General features: G+C 65.5%; 9 protein-coding genes. 1 reads left to right on the forward strand and 8 read right to left on the reverse strand.

The window, feature by feature from the left end:
- Positions 1 to 127: 127 nt before the first annotated feature.
- Positions 128 to 2,194, reverse strand: a complete 2,067-nt coding sequence (locus tag J3A66_RS00245) for a TonB-dependent siderophore receptor (protein ID WP_245336878.1) — start codon at positions 2,192 to 2,194, stop codon at positions 128 to 130.
- Between the two features lie 265 nt (positions 2,195 to 2,459).
- On the opposite strand from J3A66_RS00245, the gene J3A66_RS00250 reads away from it, so the two are divergent.
- A complete protein-coding gene (locus J3A66_RS00250) occupies positions 2,460 to 2,804 on the forward strand; it encodes a PepSY-associated TM helix domain-containing protein (RefSeq protein WP_209566479.1) in 345 nt (114 codons plus the stop codon).
- Between the two features lie 108 nt (positions 2,805 to 2,912).
- On the opposite strand, the gene J3A66_RS00255 is transcribed toward J3A66_RS00250, so the two are convergent.
- From J3A66_RS00255 to J3A66_RS00285, 7 genes are all read right to left on the reverse strand, one after another.
- Entirely contained in the window at positions 2,913 to 3,764 is an 852-nt protein-coding gene (locus tag J3A66_RS00255) for a MipA/OmpV family protein (protein ID WP_209566480.1), read from the reverse strand.
- A gap of 41 nt (positions 3,765 to 3,805) precedes the next feature.
- Positions 3,806 to 5,224, reverse strand: a complete 1,419-nt coding sequence (locus tag J3A66_RS00260; RefSeq protein ID WP_209566481.1) for an efflux transporter outer membrane subunit — start codon at positions 5,222 to 5,224, stop codon at positions 3,806 to 3,808.
- Positions 5,217 to 8,267 (reverse strand): efflux RND transporter permease subunit, encoded by a 3,051-nt coding sequence (locus tag J3A66_RS00265; RefSeq protein WP_209566482.1) that lies wholly within the window; start codon positions 8,265 to 8,267, stop codon positions 5,217 to 5,219. Before J3A66_RS00265 ends, J3A66_RS00260 begins: the two co-directional genes overlap by 8 nt.
- A gap of 3 nt (positions 8,268 to 8,270) precedes the next feature.
- Entirely contained in the window at positions 8,271 to 9,410 is a 1,140-nt protein-coding gene (locus tag J3A66_RS00270) for an efflux RND transporter periplasmic adaptor subunit (RefSeq protein ID WP_209566483.1), read from the reverse strand.
- A 122-nt stretch (positions 9,411 to 9,532) separates the two neighbouring features.
- The gene (locus J3A66_RS00275) at positions 9,533 to 10,579 is read right to left on the reverse strand and encodes a helix-turn-helix domain-containing protein (RefSeq protein ID WP_348633957.1); all 1,047 of its coding nucleotides are present in this window, start codon (positions 10,577 to 10,579) and stop codon (positions 9,533 to 9,535) included.
- 345 nt (positions 10,580 to 10,924) lie between these two features.
- Complete coding sequence (locus J3A66_RS00280; RefSeq protein WP_209566484.1) at positions 10,925 to 12,517, reverse strand: alkaline phosphatase D family protein; 1,593 nt, start codon at positions 12,515 to 12,517, stop codon at positions 10,925 to 10,927.
- 22 nt (positions 12,518 to 12,539) lie between these two features.
- Positions 12,540 to 15,179, reverse strand: coding sequence for a TonB-dependent receptor (locus J3A66_RS00285; protein ID WP_209566485.1), 2,640 nt, complete (start codon positions 15,177 to 15,179; stop codon positions 12,540 to 12,542).
- Positions 15,180 to 15,525: the final 346 nt, after the last annotated feature.

Here is a 15,525-nt window from a genome sequence, read left to right on the forward strand (position 1 = left end):
GAACAGCGCCCGGTCGACCGTGATGCAGTGGTAGTCCAGTTGGTTCTACCGCAGGAAAATCCTCCTGGGCTGGAGTTGGCCCGGCGGGCATCCATGCCGCCGAATTGTAATGCGAAGCCGTCGCCTGCTAGAATCGAAAGCCCAGCGTTGCCATAATGTTGCGCGGTGCGGCCATGAAGCAGTCCCCACGCGCGAGGCAGGAGGCGAAACCACGGTTGTCCAGCAGGTTGGTCGCGTTGATGGCCAGGCGCCATTTGTCCCAGCTGATCTCCGCCAGCGCATCGACCGTCGTCCGCGACGGGGTGACGATCGTGTACAGCGTGCCGGGCGCGATTCCGGGGTTGAGACCATAGGGGTCGAGCAGCCCGGTCGACTTGCTCTTGCCGCTATACACCACGCCCGCACCGAACCTTAGCTGCGGCCCGCTGGTGTCACCGAAGGTCTTGGTCGACCAGACCGACGCGGTGTGGCGCGGCATATAGTCGAGACTGGTGTTAACGTCGGAATCGAGCTGGCTGTAGCCATAGTTCAGCAGCAGCTCGAAATTGCCCGGCAGCACGCGGCTCGCCTCGAACTCGATGCCCTTGGTGGATAATTCGCCGGATTGGGTCGTCACGTTGTTGGCCAGATAGAGGACGCGGTTGCGCTCCTTGATCTTGAAACCGGTCACGGTGACCAGCGTCCGGGGATCGGGCTGCCATTTTACACCCGCCTCGTATTGCATGCCCATCTGCGGTTTGAAGGGGTCGGTCGGGACGCCGCCAGGCCCCGTCAGCCGGCCGGCGATCGGCAGGAAGCTTTCGGTGTAGCTGAAGAAGGGCGAGACGCCTGCGCCGAGCTCGCCAATGATGCCGGCGCGGAAGGTCGTGGCATTGTCCTCCTGGCCCGAGGAGTTGGTCACATGGTCGCGGCGGGCGCCAACAATCACCGACATGCGATCGAAGAAGCGGATCTGGTCCTGGACATAGACGCCGAGCTGCTTCTGCGAATCATAGGCAAACGGGCCGCTGGGGTCGTAGGTCTGCAGCGACGCATAATCGATGTCGTAGAGATCAACCGTCTCCAACGCCGTGGTCGCGAACCTCTTGCCGACCTTGTTCCAGCTATAGTCGAGGCCGGCCAGCAGCGTGTGCTCGATCTCTGCGCCGGTATTGAACTTGAGCTGGACGTTGTTGTCGGTCGAGAAGACGTTCATCCGCGCATCGCTGGCGTCTGCATACAGCCCGATGGTGCGGCCATCGGTGCCATAAACCGCGAACGGATTGGTCGGGTTGGTATAGCTGTCGGCGTAATGGGTGAAATATTCGAGGTCGCTGTCGATGTATCGTGCCTTCAGGCTGATACGAAGATTGTCCGAGAAGCGATGGACCAGCGACCCGCCACCCTGGAGCGAGCGGCCGGCATAGCGGTCCCAGCCGGCCTTGCCGACGAATGTGTAGGGATCGAGCTGCCCGCCCGGATTGCCGGGATTGGGCGCGAAAGTGCCGACGATCGGCAGGAACTGCGAGGTCGAGCCGGTGTCGTCCTTCTGGTACAGGCCGGTCAGGATCAGATCGGTATCCGCCGTCGGCTGCCAGCGGATCGACGGTGCGAACATCACGCGGTCGTCGGGAACATGATCGATGAAGGTGTCGGAATCGCGCACGCGTCCGACCGCACGGATCGCCAGCGTGTCGCTGAGCGCCAGGTTGATATCCCCTAGCGCCTCCTTGCGGTCATAGCTGCCATAAACGAGGTTCAGCTCGCCGCTGGTGCGGAACTCGGGCGTCTTGGAGACGAGGTTGATGAGACCGCCGATCGAGCCCTGGCCGAACAGCACCGATGCCGGGCCACGTACGATCTCGACCCGCGAGAAATTATACGGGTCCGAGGGGATGCTGGCATAATAGGAGAAAATGTCTCGCATGCCGTCGCGGAACTGCAGCGCGCTGATGCCGCGGACGTTGAAGCCATCGACTCGCGTATCGCGGCCATAGGGATTGGCGAGGACGCCGGCGGCGTACTTCACGGTGTCGCTGATGTTGATCGCGCCCTGCGACAGATACTGGTCGGCCGGGATGATGGTGAGCGGCTGCGGTAGCTCGATCAGCGGGGTTTCGGTCTTTGTGCCGGCGATGGTGCCGGTCACCACGATGTCGTTTTCCGGTGCGGGCGGCTCCGCATTCTGAGCCCAGGCCGCAGAACTGGCCAGCATGCTCGCCACCCCGGCCGCAACGATCAACTTCCCCATATTCCGCCCCTTCGTCTCACTGCAGTCCGACTGTGGGCGCTCTTATATATTTGCGAAAGATTATCAATAGCATTAAGAGTGCCTTGCATGACGCGCACGTACCCAATCTAGTCTCGTCGTCGATGGGCGCGAATTCTGCTGGCCGGGCCAGGCGCGTTCGAGGTGACACTGATGTCGCTTGCCGGCATGCCGCCGCACCCGCCGCTGCACCCGCCTTGGGGGAGGCCCAATGATCCATCTGAAGAAGGAAGAGACCAAGGCGATGGTCGCGGTGCACGGCTGGTCTGGCATCCTGCTCGGCCTACTGCTCTATGCCGTGGTGCTGACGGGCACCGTGGCGGTCTTCGCGCACGAAATCGGCGCATGGTCGGCCGGCCATCTCGCCACGCGCTCGTCGTTCCAGCAGCCGATCGACGCGACGATGCGCCGCCTGACCGCGCAGACCCCGCCGCACTATGGCGAGGCGGTCAATCTGTTCGAGATCGGCGATCACGGCCTGGGCGTGTTCTTTCACCGCCACCAACCCAATGCGAAGGGCGTCCCCGCTGAGAAATGCGTCTTAGGCCAGCTTTAGTGGCCGGTCGAGCGACCGTCTGGCTAAGATTAACGGGCGTCTGAAGTTGGGAAAGCCGGGGAGGGCACTTAACGGCGACTTATGGGTCTCGCCCGACTTCCCCACGGACTAGAACGTATAAGCAAGTCCGATCGTCCCCAGCCACTGATCGCGCGATCCGGCGATCGCAACGAGCGGGCTGCGGGCGATGTCGCCTTCCATGCGTCCATAGGTGCCGCCCGCGACGACCTTAATACCGTGCAATAGGTTGCCGGTGAGCGAATAGCTGCCGATCGCGCCGAACGTCCAGTTCTTGAGGCCACCGCGGGCTGTGTAGACGAGGAGTCCACTCGCCGCGCTCTGTGCCGCGGACACGCTGTAATAGGTCTGCGCATAGCCGCGTTCGACGATGTCGGCGGAGGCGAACACGCCGATCGTGGCCTTGCGCGACAGCGGCGTGACATAAGTGATGCCGGGGCTCCAGATGCCGCTGTCGTGAACCCCGCTGACGTCGTGGCGATAGCCGAGCGTCACCGACAGCGTGTCGTAGGGGCTGGTCAGCACGCCGGTCTTGCCGAGGCCGACATAGCCGCCGAGTTCGACCGCGACGCCAAGCTTGCCGAGCGCGCGGATGCGGCGGTCGTCGATGCTGCCGAGGGCGCTACGGTTGAGATTGAGCTGTGCGATCGGTCCGGCCTGGACGTCCCAGACCGCGCCTGGCGCGTTCTTAATCAGATCGACGCTCAGCTGGTTGCCGGCCAAGGCGAAGCCATAGCCCTTGATCGTCCCGATCGCGGCGGGTGCCGGGGTGATCCGATAGTCGATCGAGCCTTCGTAATCCGGGAGTGCGGCGACCCCGACACCGACGGTGACGGTATCGCGGTACGGATCGGCGGGTGCGTCCTGCGCATGGGCAGGTAGCGTGGTGAACGCCGCCAATGTGCTGCCGAGGATGAGCGACGAAATTCGGATATAGGGCATGAGAAGGTCCGTGATTAAAATGTGATCGGCGCGGCGAGCGGTCAGCCGCCGAGCGCGCGGTGGAGCTGGACGTGCGCGAGCGCGGCGGCGACGCGCTGGCGAACGACGGCCAACTCCGCGGACAAGGCCGCTTCGCGGGCGTCGAGCAGCGGCGCGGCCGCGATGTCGCCGCGGGCGTAGCGGGCCTCGACCATCGCCACCGTCCGGTTACGCGATGCGAGGTCGCGGTCGAACAGGCTGGTGCGGTCGGCGGCGGCGCGGCGCGCCGACAGCGCGTCGTCGACTTCGCGCCAGGCATTGAGGACGGTCTGGCGGTACGCGAGCGCGGCGGTGCGCTCCTCCGAGCGGCGCAGGTCGAGCTGCCGCTGCAACCGGCCGCCGGAGAAGATCGGCAGCGACAGGCTGGGGCCGATGCTCGTGCTGCGCGCGTTCCAGCCGAAATCGGCGAGGTTCAGCACGTCGATATCGAACAGGCCCGTCAGGCTGATCTTGGGATAGAAATCGGCCTGCGCGACGCCGATCTGCGCGGTCGCTGCGTGGAGCCGTGCTTCGGCTTCGACGATGTCGGGACGTGTGCGGGCAACCTCGGAGGGCACGCGCACCGCCGCCGCCGGGAGCGGGCTTTGCGGCCGCAGCGTCGTGCGATCGAACCGGGCGGTATCGGGCGTGCCACCGACCAGTATCGCCAGCGCGCGCTGGGTCGTGGCCGCCTGGTGGTCGAGCTCAACGATATCGCCGTGCAGAGCGCGTAGCTTCTCGTCGATCGCGGCGAGATCGATCGGTGTGGCGAGACCGCGGGCCAGCAGCACCCGCGCGATCGATGCGTTGTTCTCGGCGAGTGCGACCCCGTCCTGCGCGATGCGGCGCTCGTCCCAGAGGCCGCGCAGTTGAAAATAGGTGCGCGCCACCTCGGCCTCGACCGACAGGCGCACGCCGCGCGCGACGGCTTCGGTGGCCTCAACCGAGGCCTGCGCGGCCTCGGCCTGGCGACGATGGCCACCCCAGAGATCGATTTCCCAGCTCGCGCCGACGCCGACGCTGTAGAGATCGAAGTCGACGCCCTTGGGCGGGGTCGTCGTCGGGGTGAGGCCGAGCAGCGTCTGCGTGACCGAGGCGATCCCCGCGGTGCCGATGCGCTCGCGGTTGTACCCCGCCTGCGGTTCGAGATGCGGCGCACCGGCGGCGCGAGCTTGGCCGCGCTCGATCCGCGCGGCGGTGATCCGCTCGATCGCCGCGGCGATATCGAGGTTTGTCGAACCTGCGCGTGCCTCCAGCGCGTCGAGCACCGGATCGTCGAAGCTGCGCCACCAGCGCGCATCGGTGGTAGCCTGCACCGGGGTCGTGCCCTGCCAGACCGGCGGCAGGATTGCTGCGGGCGGTGCAAAGTTCGGGCCGACCGTACAACCCGCCAGCGCGACGGCAAGCAGCAGCGGCGCCCGCGAGAGTTTCGGATCATGCATTTTCGTGGTCCTCCTCGGGAAGGCCGGATGTGCGATCGAACGCGAGCGCGTAGAGCGCGGGGAGGGCGACCAGCGTGAGGATCGTCGCGCCGATCAGCCCGCCGATCATCACGATCGCCATCGGCCCCCAGAAGATGTTGAAGCAGAGCGGGATGAACGCGAGTACCGCCGCCAGTGCGGTCAGCACGACCGGACGCGAGCGGCCGATCGTCGCGGCTCGGATCGCCGCGTGCAGGTCCATGCCGTCTGCCTGGTTGTGCGTCACCTGATCGACCAGGATGATCGAGTTGCGCATGATCATCCCCGCCAGTGCGATCAGTCCAAGCAGCGCGACGAACCCAAACGGCGCGCCCGTCAGCACTAGCGCGACCACCGCGCCGATCAGCCCGAGCGGTGCTGTCGCGAGCACCAGCAAGGTCCGGCTGATGCTCTGCAACTGGATCATCAGCAGCACGAGCATCAGCGCAAAGGTGACAGGCAGCAGCGCATAGATCGCGTCGTTCGCCTTGGCCGACAACTCGCTGTCGCCGCCATCCTCGATCCGGTATCCGGCGGGCAGCGATGTCACGATCGCGGCGACACGCGCGGCGGCGGCGTCAACGACTTCGGACGCCTGCACGTCGCCGGTCATGTCGGCCTGCACGGTCATGCAGAGCTCGCCGTTGCGCGTCCATAGGATCGGCTGCTCGGTGGTCGCGCCGATCTGCGCGACCTGGCCGAGCGGGACCGGCCCGCCCGGCGTGCTGACCGCCATATCGGCGAGCCGCCCCGGATCGGCGCGATCTGCCGCCGTGCCGCGCACGACGATGCCGATCCGCTTGGTCCCACGGAGCACGTCACCCGCCGGCTGGCCCGACATCATGGTCGCGACGTCACCCGCCAGCCCCGCGCGATCGAGCCCCAGCCGCGCGACCCGCTCGGCGTCGAGATCGAGCCGCATCGCGACCGACGGCGTCCCCCAGTCAGCCTGGACTGCAGTCGTCCCCGGCGTGGCGCGCAGTACCGCCTCCAGCCGTGCGGCGATGGTCCGCAACATTTCCGGATCGGGGCCGATCACGCGGTATTGCACGGGGAAGCCCGCACTTGGCCCGAGCGACAGGCGGCGGATGTGGAGCTTGGCCTCGGGGGACGCGTGGTTCGCCAGCAGCCGCGCGATGACGCGTTCGCGCGCGTGAAGGTCGGTCGCGACCAGCACCATCGTCGTGGTCGCCGGGTCGGGCAGCGAGGGGCCGTAGGGCAGATAGAAACGTGGCGATCCTTGGCCGATATAGCTGTCGGCCTGCGCGATATCGCGGTCCTTGGCGATGCTGGCCTCGATCTGCTTCACCGCCGCCGATGTCGCGGACAACGAGGACCCCGGTCGCAGGCTGACGTCGACGATGATCTCGGGGCGGTCCGATACGGGAAAGAATTGCTGGCGGACCAGCATCGCGCCCGCGAGACTCGCTATCAACAGCGCCGCGGTCACCGCGACCACCGTTTTGCGGCGCGTCATGGACGCATCGACGACGCGGCGCAGTCGTCGGTAGACCGGCGTGTCGTACATCGCTTCAGCGTCGTGATGCGCGTGCGCCTCGGGGAGCAGCCGCACACCCAGATACGGCGTGAACACGACTGCGACGACCCAGCTGACCAGCAACGCCGAGCCGGTCACCCAGAAGATCCCGCCGGCATATTCGCTGGTGGTCGATCGCGCGAACCCGACCGGCAGGAATCCGACGATCGTCAGCAGCGTGCCGGTCAGCATCGGGAACGCGGTGTGCGTCCAGGCATGCGCGGCAGCATCGGCCCGGCTCGTGCCCTTTTCGAGCTGGACGACCATCGCCTCGACGCTGATGATCGCGTCGTCCACCAGCAGCCCGAGCGACAAGATCAGCGCGCCGAGCGAAATCCGCTCGAGCCCGATCCCGCTCGCCCCCATGAACAGCGCGACGATCGCCAGCGTTAATGGCACCGACAGCGCGACGACCACGCCGGTCCGCCAGCCCAGCGTCACGAACGCGACCAGCAGGACCACCGTCAGCGCGCAGAAGAACTTGATGAGGAACGCGTTCACCGCCTCGCGAATGTTCTGGCTCTGGTCCTCGACCTGGGTCATCGCGATCCCGGCGGGCAGCGTGCGGCCGAACGTGGCAGCGACCTGTGACAATTGCTTGCCGAAGCCCAGCCCGTCGGCACCAGGCGCCATCGCGACCGCCAGCACCACCGCAGGTTTGGCAGCATGGCGGACCAACCCGTCGGGCGGATCGGCATAGCCGTTGCTGACTGTGCCGACGTCGCCGATGCTGATCGTCCCGTTCGCGGCAGGGATGACGGTGTTTTCGACCGTATCGACGCCGTCGACCGTACCGCCGATCCGGACGGGGACTCGCACCGACCGCTCGACCACGCCAGCGGGTGCGACGCTGCTGCGCTTTGCCAGCGCCTGCACGACGGCGTCCGGCGACAGCCCCAGCGCGGCAAGCCGGCGCGAGTCGACATCGACGAACAGCCGGCGCGGTACCTCGCCGGTGATCTGCACCTTGCCCGCGCCGGGTATGCGCAGCATCGCGTCGCGCGCCTGCTCGGCCAACGCCACCAACCGCGCATTGTCCGCACCGGTCAGTGTGAAGACATAGCCGTAAACCTCGGCATAGTCGTCATCGGCGGCAACCGTCGCCCCCGCGGGAAGCCCCGGCTCGAGATCCTTCAGCTGCTTGCGGACCTGTTGCCAGATCACCTCCACGCGGTCCTTCGGCGCGCTGTCCTTCAGCGAAATGCGGATCGCGCAACGACCGTCGACGCAGTAGGTCTGGAGGAAATCGAGGTCTTCGGTCGCCCGCAGCCGGCGTTCGATGAGGTCCGCGACCTGGGCGCGCATCTGCGCCGGCGACGCACCCGGCCACGCCGCCGCGACGATCATCTCCTTCAGCGTAAAGGTCGGATCCTCGTCGCGCCCCAGCGCGCAGAATTGCGCAGCGCCGGCCGCGAACAGCAACGCCATGAGAAAGCCGACGAGCGCGGGATGACGGATCGCCCAGCGCGACAGGTTGAGGCGGTCCATCGCTCAGTTGCCGCCCGCGACTAGGCCGGCCATGACGACACGCTGCCCCTCCGACAGCGTATCGCCACCACTTGCGACGATCTGCTGGCCATCGGACAGGCCCGAGACGATCGCATCGTCGCCGCGCAGTTCGACCAGATGCACCGGCTGGCGGTGGACGCGATCGCCGCCGCCGCTGCTGGCCCCGTTGCCGGCCTTATCGCCGCCACTCGCCAGCGACCAGACGTGCGGCTGGTTGTCCCGTGCGCCGAGCGCGGTCAGCGGCACGCGGATCGTCGCCTTCGGATCGGGCATCCGCAGCGCGAGCGTCGCTGAACTGTTGAACGGGATCTGCGAGACGTCGCCGAGCACGCTGAACCGCGTGGTCCGCAACCGCAGCGCACCGCCAGCCGCCGGTCCGATCAGTCTCAGCCGCACCTCGGCGATCGTGTCAGGCGCGGACCAGAAGCTCGCGTTCGCCATCGTCCCGGTGGCAACCTGCACGCGCTCGGGCAGGAGAACCTCGATTTCGGGACCGCCCGCGGCCAGCCGGACGACGGTGCTGCCGGCCTCGACGACGGTACCCGATTCGACCGTGCGTTCGGTCACGACGCCGTCCTCTGGGGCGATCAGCACCGCGTCGGCGAGCGTCGCTCGGCTGTGGTCGAACGCCGCGCGCGCCGCATCGCGCTTCGCCGCAGCGGCGCTTGCCGTCAGCGCGCGGTCGCGGACCTCGGCGGCTGACAACGCGCCGATCCCGTCGAGGCTGGTGGCACGCCGCGCCGCTTCGCCCGCGCGGATCGCCTCGGCGGTCGCGGCGGCAAGCTCGGCGCGTGCCTGTCCGGTATCGGCGATCGCCTCGGCATGCGAGAGGCGGGCAAGGACCTGCCCGGCGCGGACGTGGTCGCCGACCTGTACGTTCAGCGCGAGCACCCGGCCGCCGGTCTTGAACCCGAGCGCGATATCGCGGCGTGGGCGCAGGACGCCGCCGAGCGTCACGGTCTGTCCGCCGGCGTGATGGATCGTGACCACGTCGACCAGCGTGGCGTCCGATCTGGGCGATACGACCGGTTCGGAGGAACAGCCGGCGCAGGCGAGGAGGGCCAGACCGGCGGTGATCAGTGTGGTCGGCAGCCCGGTCGGGGCAGTGAAAATCATCGGCATCGTCGCGTCCCGTTGTGAACGCGGTTGCCCTGCCTATCCGGGCCGATCCTGGCCTGCAGATCCTCGAAACCGACCAGTCAATTTCGAAAACGACCGGTCCCGACGCTTGTGAACCGGCTTCGCTAGCCTTTGAGGTGCCGCCGTCGAAACGCGCTGGGGGTTTCGCCGAGGCGGTCCTTGAACACGCGGTTGAACATCACGAGGCTGCCGAACCCGGCGTCCATCGCGATCGTCAGGATCGGCACGTCCGCCTGGGCCGGGTCGGCCAGCGCGCTGCGGACTTCGGCGATCCGGTGTTCGTTGAGGTAGTCGCTGACGTTGCGATAGCCGAGCCCGCCATTGATGTGCCGCCGCACGCGATATTCGGGCATCTCGACCCGCGCGGCGATCATTCCGATCGTCAGGTCGGGATCGCGGTAGGCGCGGTCCCGCGTCATTATTGCCGCCAGCCTCTCGCCGAGACCAACGTCGAGCGGTTCTGGCGCTGCAGCCGCTTGAACTTCGCCGACCACTGGGGCGGCGTCCGTGCTCAGGAAAACCTCGGGGTGATGCAATCCAAACAGCAGCGCGGTGATCACGAACGTGCCCATGAACAGCCCGGCGGCGGCGGTCATCTCGGATACGGCCAGTTCGCCGGTTGCACGGCCGACGATCTCGCTGCCAAGCAGCCACAGGATCATGAGGCCGATCGAGACCACGAAGATCGTCCGCGCCTGCCGCCGCGCCTCGACCAAATCGCTTTGCCGATTGCGCCATGCCAGCCACTGCGCATGGATCGCAAACGCCATTCCCCCTAGATAGACCGCGATATCGAGCCCACGGATCGGCGCGGCCAGTCCGCGCCCCTGCAGGCTGACGTACAGCGTGCAGGCCAGGAACGCCGCGGCCAGCGCCACATCGATCGGCTTAGGTCTGAACGCATCGTCGAACCAGGCGCGCGCGAACAGCCAGAACAGGGGAATCGCGGCGCTCGAGCTCAGATCGAGCAGCGGATCGAACGCGGTCGGCGCATGCGGCAACCCCGCCAGTGTACCCACCACCGTACACAGCGTCAGCGCCAATCCGAACCGGCTCGGCAAGGACGCCGGCGACCGCGCGAACACCACCGCCGCCAGCATCAGCAAGCCGATTGCGCCGCCACGGAGCAGAAGGTCGACTTCTAGGATCACTGTCGACGATACTGGGTAGTGCTTAACATGAGCGGCCGAAACCACGGCGCCGTCGATATGTCGAGCATTACCGTTTCTCGTTACTTAGCGTTGAGCGGCAACTTGTCTTTGCTAGTTGGCGCGAGGTTACCCGGACCCGGGGCTACTGAAGGTCGACCTCCGCATTTCGCGCTCTAAGACGAGGCATTTTAATCGCCGGAAGTAGACCGGTTGGGAGCTTAAACCATCACCGTCTCAAGCTGAACGAATGGCGGAAGTTGGTAGCCGGGAAGGGCACTCGAATGGCCAATTATGGGTCGTCTCGCGGCATACGAGTGGACTACGCTTCTCACTTCTGAGCACGGATTAGGCGCTTTGCAACCCCGGCTTGCCACGCTCGGTAACGAAGGTGGTGTGCGTCGAGAGCGTGCCGTTCCGCGTCGCGATCGTGTCCAGAACTTTCAGGTCACCGCGCCACAGATCGCGGTCGACGTCGCACAAGACATAGCCACGCCTGTCGGTGAGCGCCTTGAGATGCGGATTTTCCGTCCGGGATGAGCGGGTATAGTCGTCGTCCTCGCCGACGCCGTCCGCCCCCGAGCTGATCGAGGTAGCGAGATATTCGCTGCTGATGATCTTGCCGTTGCCGTGATCCTGGATGAGGTCGCCGGCGTAATGGCGGTGCGCGTCGCCGCTGACGGTCATGACGTTACCGGGGCACCGCGCGTCGATATGTGCGAGCAGGCGGCGGCGGCTGTTCATGTACCCTGACCATTGGTCCATCGAGACAAGCTGCTCGGGCTGCCCTGCCTTGTGGTAGCCGAGGTTCATCAGGCACACCTGCTGCGCGATCAGGTTCCAGCGTGCCTTCGAGCGATCGAGGCCTTTGAACAGCCATGCTTCCTGCGGTGCGCCCGTGATCGACCGGTCGGCCGCGAAGGCGTCCGGTCCTTGCGGCGCATCGCGATCGCCATAGACCTGATCGGAACGATATTGCCGTGTATCGAGGAAGAACGCGTCCATCAGATCGCCGAAGCGTGCGCCGCGGTACATTTGCATGTGCGATCCGTCGGGCATCGATGAGCGGCGTAGCGGCATATGCTCGTAATAGGCCTGCATCGCCATCGCACGCCGCGTGCGGAACACCTCCGGCGTGGTGTTGTCCTGATCGATGTCGCCGGCCCAATTATTGTCGATTTCGTGATCGTCGAAGCTGACGAACCAGGGCGCGGCGGCGTGCGCGGCCTGGAGATCGGGATCGCTCTTGTACTGGGCGTAGCGTTGGCGGTAATCGCCGATCGAATAGATTTCGTGGCCGAGGTGGCGACGCACCAGCGGCTTCTTCGCGCCGCGCGCCTCTTCGCCGCGGTCCGGCCCCTCGTAGATATAGTCGCCGTAATGGAACACGAAGTCGATCGGTTCGGCGGCGATGTGACGCCATGCGGTGTAATAGCCCTCCTCGTAATGCTGGCAGCCGGCGACGGCGAAGCGCACGCGGTCGAGCGGTGCGCCTGGCGGGGGCAGGGTCGCCCCGCGCCCGGTGCCGCTACGCTCGCCGCCGCAGGTGAAGCGGTACCAATAGGGGCGTGCGGGAGCGAGTCCGGCGACCTCGACATGGACCGAATGCGCCAGCTCAGGGTGTGCGATCGCCTCGCCGCGCTGAAGCACCTGACGGAAGTCGGGATCGGCGGCGACCTCCCAGGCAACGAGCACGGGGGCCATCATCATGCCGCCATCGGGCTGGAGCGGTAGGGGCGCGAGCCGCGTCCAGATGACGAAGCCCGTGGCATCGGGATCGCCGGCCGCGACGCCCAACGTGAACGGCGGGGTGGGGAAGCGCGGGGCCTCGATCAGGTTGCGGGGCCGCACCTCGGCGGCGGAGGCCCGCCAAGGCAGGACACCAGCGGCGGTCAGGCTTCCCAGGGCGGACAGAAGATAGCGGCGATCGACTTCGTACATGGTCGTACCTCTGTTCGGCTTATCAGCGCAGCATGATGTGGAAAAAGGCACCCTGGCCATAGTCGTCGACTTCGCTGACGTAGCGAAGGCCGTTGCCGACCAGGAATTTCGGCTGGTCATTGAGCAGGTTGGTGATCTCGTATTTGAACGTCACGTGTTTCGTCACGCGGTGCCACAGGCCGAGGTTGACGGTGGTCAGCTCCGCGCGGCCGTTGTCGTCCTGCGCGGTCTCGCCGATGCCCTCCATGTAGCTGCCGCGGTGCGTGACGGTCGTGCGGAACGCGCCGTCGATCGCGGGCAGGCGAAGCGTCGCGCCGCCGTTGATGATCCATTTTGGCTGGTAGATCAGCCGGTCCAGGGTCCGCGTCCCCGCATCACTGGTGATCGACATCCGTCCCTTCAGCCAGGTTGCGTTGAAAAACGGATCGATCCGCTGGCCGAACAGGTTGACGTCGTGATCGGCGGCCTGGAACTCGACGCCGTACAGCCGCGAATTGTCGGCGTTGAGCGGCTGGCGGACCCGGTAGTTGACGTCGTCGATCAGCTGCGTCGTGGTCAGCGTGAAGATGTCGTCCTTGATCCACTTGGCGAACGCGCCGAGCGAGATGATGCCGTCCTTGTGGAAATACTGCTCGAACTGGACATCGAGATTGTCCGACCGACGTGGGCGCAGCTCGGGGTTGCCGCGGCTGATCGAGCAATCTGCCCCGCCGCTGTCCTCGTCGCCACAATTGAGCGATTCCGGTTGCGCGATATTGCCCGGCGTAGGGCGGCCGAGCGTGCGGCTGTACGAAAAGCGCAGCTTTTTGCCGCCGGCGAAGTCCTGGATGCCGGTGAACGACGGCAAGAGGTATTGGTACCCGCCTTTGTTCCGCGTCATCACCGCCGACGCTGTGCCGCCGGTAATCGTCGGCTGGAACGCGGAAAAGCGCGTATGGTCGTAGCGGACGCCCGCGACCAGCGTGGTATCGTCGGTGGCGTAATGGAGCGACAAAAACGGCGTTACCAGCCGCTCGGTGTATCGATAATCCCCGGTGATGCTGTCGTAGGTCGAGTTGGGTACGTCCTTGACGAACTTGGGCCACAACTCCTTCTTCACGCGCGCCCAGTCGACCCACGGGAACGATTGCGGTGCGCCCACGGGCACATAGCCTGGATCGTAAAGATAGGTGTTCATCGCCTGGCCAAGCTTGTATTCGGTCATATCGACGTTGCGCGACAGTTCCAGGTTGCGGAATTCGATCCCTGTGACGAACCCGAAGCCACGATCTTCGGGCTCGGCGTTCCATCCATAATCGACGCGCGCATTCGCCAGCCCCTCGTTGGCCATGCGGTATGTCGTCTGCGCTGTGCTGAGCTTGTACGGCGATCCGAGCACGAGGCCCGGCTTGTTGATCCCGGTGACGTAAGGCAGCCCGCCGGTGCCGTCATTGCCCGCCGCCCAGTCGAGCGAAAGCCCAGTCGGATAGGCGCGGACACCGATATAGGGCTGCGTATTGTCGTACCGGGCGCGGGTGTAACCGCCGCGAACGCGCAACGACGAGCGGTCGTCGTGCCATTCGACATTGCCGATCGCGCCGACGGTCGCCTTGTTCCAGGTATCGTAGCGATAGCGTGAATAGAGGCTGTTGATGTCCGATCCGCCACCCTCCGCGGTCAGGTCGCTGACACTGTTCTTGGTGTAGTAATCATTCTTGTTCATCGTCGAGGATTCCCACTGACGATAATTGAATCCGAGCAGCGACGCATAGATGTCGGTGCCGAGCGGACGCCATTCGAACTTCGCCGAACTGCCCGCAGTCTGGAGGCGGTTGGTATAGCTGCCGTAACTATGGTTGTACGGTACGGCGATGCCGTTCCACGCGGGATCGTCGGGGCCGGCCAGCTTCTTGCCGGCGTCGCTGAAGTAATATTTGGTGTCCTGCCACCATTTGCGCGAGTTGCGGATGCGGTTCTCGTAGCGCGCCGACAGGACCACGCCGAACTGATCGCCCGCGCCGAACTTGTCCGCGAACACCATCTTGCCACCGGCGCCGAAATGCGGCGTGCTGCCGTCGCCGGCGTTGCTGCCGCCATCGCCCTTGAACGACGAATAGATACCGTAGCCGTCGACCATGACATAGAGGCGCCTGAGGGCAAACGCGCTGCGCGTGACGATGTCGACGATCCCCCCGATCGCCGCACCATCCTGTTCGGCGGTAAAGGTCTTGTAGACGTCGTTGTGGAACGCGAGTTCGGACGGAATTTGCTGCAAATTGACCTTGCGCGAACCCTCGCCGTCATTGCCGATCGTCGCGAGCGTGATCCCGTCGATCGTGGTCTGGTTGAGATCGGGCGAGATGCCCCGGATGCTGACGAAGCGCGGCGCATCGCCATCCTCAATCGCGCTGATACCGGGCAGCAGGATCAACTGGCCTGCAACGCTGCCGTCGGCGGACAGAGTTTCGAGATCGTCGAACACGATAGAGTCACGTACCGACGTCGATTGCTCCTTGTCCGAGCGGATCGCGCGATCGCCCATGACGATGATGTCGGACTTGGTCTGCTCGGGATCAGCGGTCGGGTCTTCGGCGTTTGCGGCACTAGCTACGAACAACAGCGGAAGCGCACAGGCCGCGGACGCGGCCAGCCGGACGCGTCTGGCGGGCGAAAGGAACAACATTGAGCCAGCATCTCCGAAAGGGGCGGGCAGAGGCTTCCCCAGAACGGAAAGGCTGGCCCACCCAATGTAAGACCAATCTGCGGTCTCGAGCGCCTCGCCTATGATATCAACGCGACATAATCGCGTCAGTTATGATGACCTTTTATGACGGTCGGCATTATTAAGGCGCACTGTTCGGCCGCGTATCAAAGCTGTTCAGTACTGAGCTACGCCCGCACTCAGCAGCGCGACTAGGCAAGGCGGATAATCTTGCATCGTTCGGGATGACTTTTGGAAGCCATCGATTTCCAGGCAGTCATTTCGACCGACCGCTTAAACGGATGGCAAGCGTTGCCGTGGAACTCCA

The organism is Sphingomonas sp. PvP018, from assembly GCF_017876865.1.
Taxonomy (GTDB): domain Bacteria; phylum Pseudomonadota; class Alphaproteobacteria; order Sphingomonadales; family Sphingomonadaceae; genus Sphingomonas; species Sphingomonas aerolata.

Bases quoted from the DNA above. Each gene is read 5' to 3' on its own strand.
- J3A66_RS00245 (WP_245336878.1), bottom strand. From the start codon at position 2,194: ATGCTGGCCAGTTCTGCGGCCTGGGCTCAGAATGCGGAGCCGCCCGCA.
- J3A66_RS00250 (WP_209566479.1), top strand. From the start codon at position 2,460: ATGATCCATCTGAAGAAGGAAGAGACCAAGGCGATGGTCGCGGTGCAC.
- J3A66_RS00255 (WP_209566480.1), bottom strand. From the start codon at position 3,764: ATGCCCTATATCCGAATTTCGTCGCTCATCCTCGGCAGCACATTGGCG.
- J3A66_RS00260 (WP_209566481.1), bottom strand. From the start codon at position 5,224: ATGCATGATCCGAAACTCTCGCGGGCGCCGCTGCTGCTTGCCGTCGCG.
- J3A66_RS00265 (WP_209566482.1), bottom strand. From the start codon at position 8,267: ATGGACCGCCTCAACCTGTCGCGCTGGGCGATCCGTCATCCCGCGCTC.
- J3A66_RS00270 (WP_209566483.1), bottom strand. From the start codon at position 9,410: ATGCCGATGATTTTCACTGCCCCGACCGGGCTGCCGACCACACTGATC.
- J3A66_RS00280 (WP_209566484.1), bottom strand. From the start codon at position 12,517: ATGTACGAAGTCGATCGCCGCTATCTTCTGTCCGCCCTGGGAAGCCTG.
- J3A66_RS00285 (WP_209566485.1), bottom strand. From the start codon at position 15,179: ATGTTGTTCCTTTCGCCCGCCAGACGCGTCCGGCTGGCCGCGTCCGCG.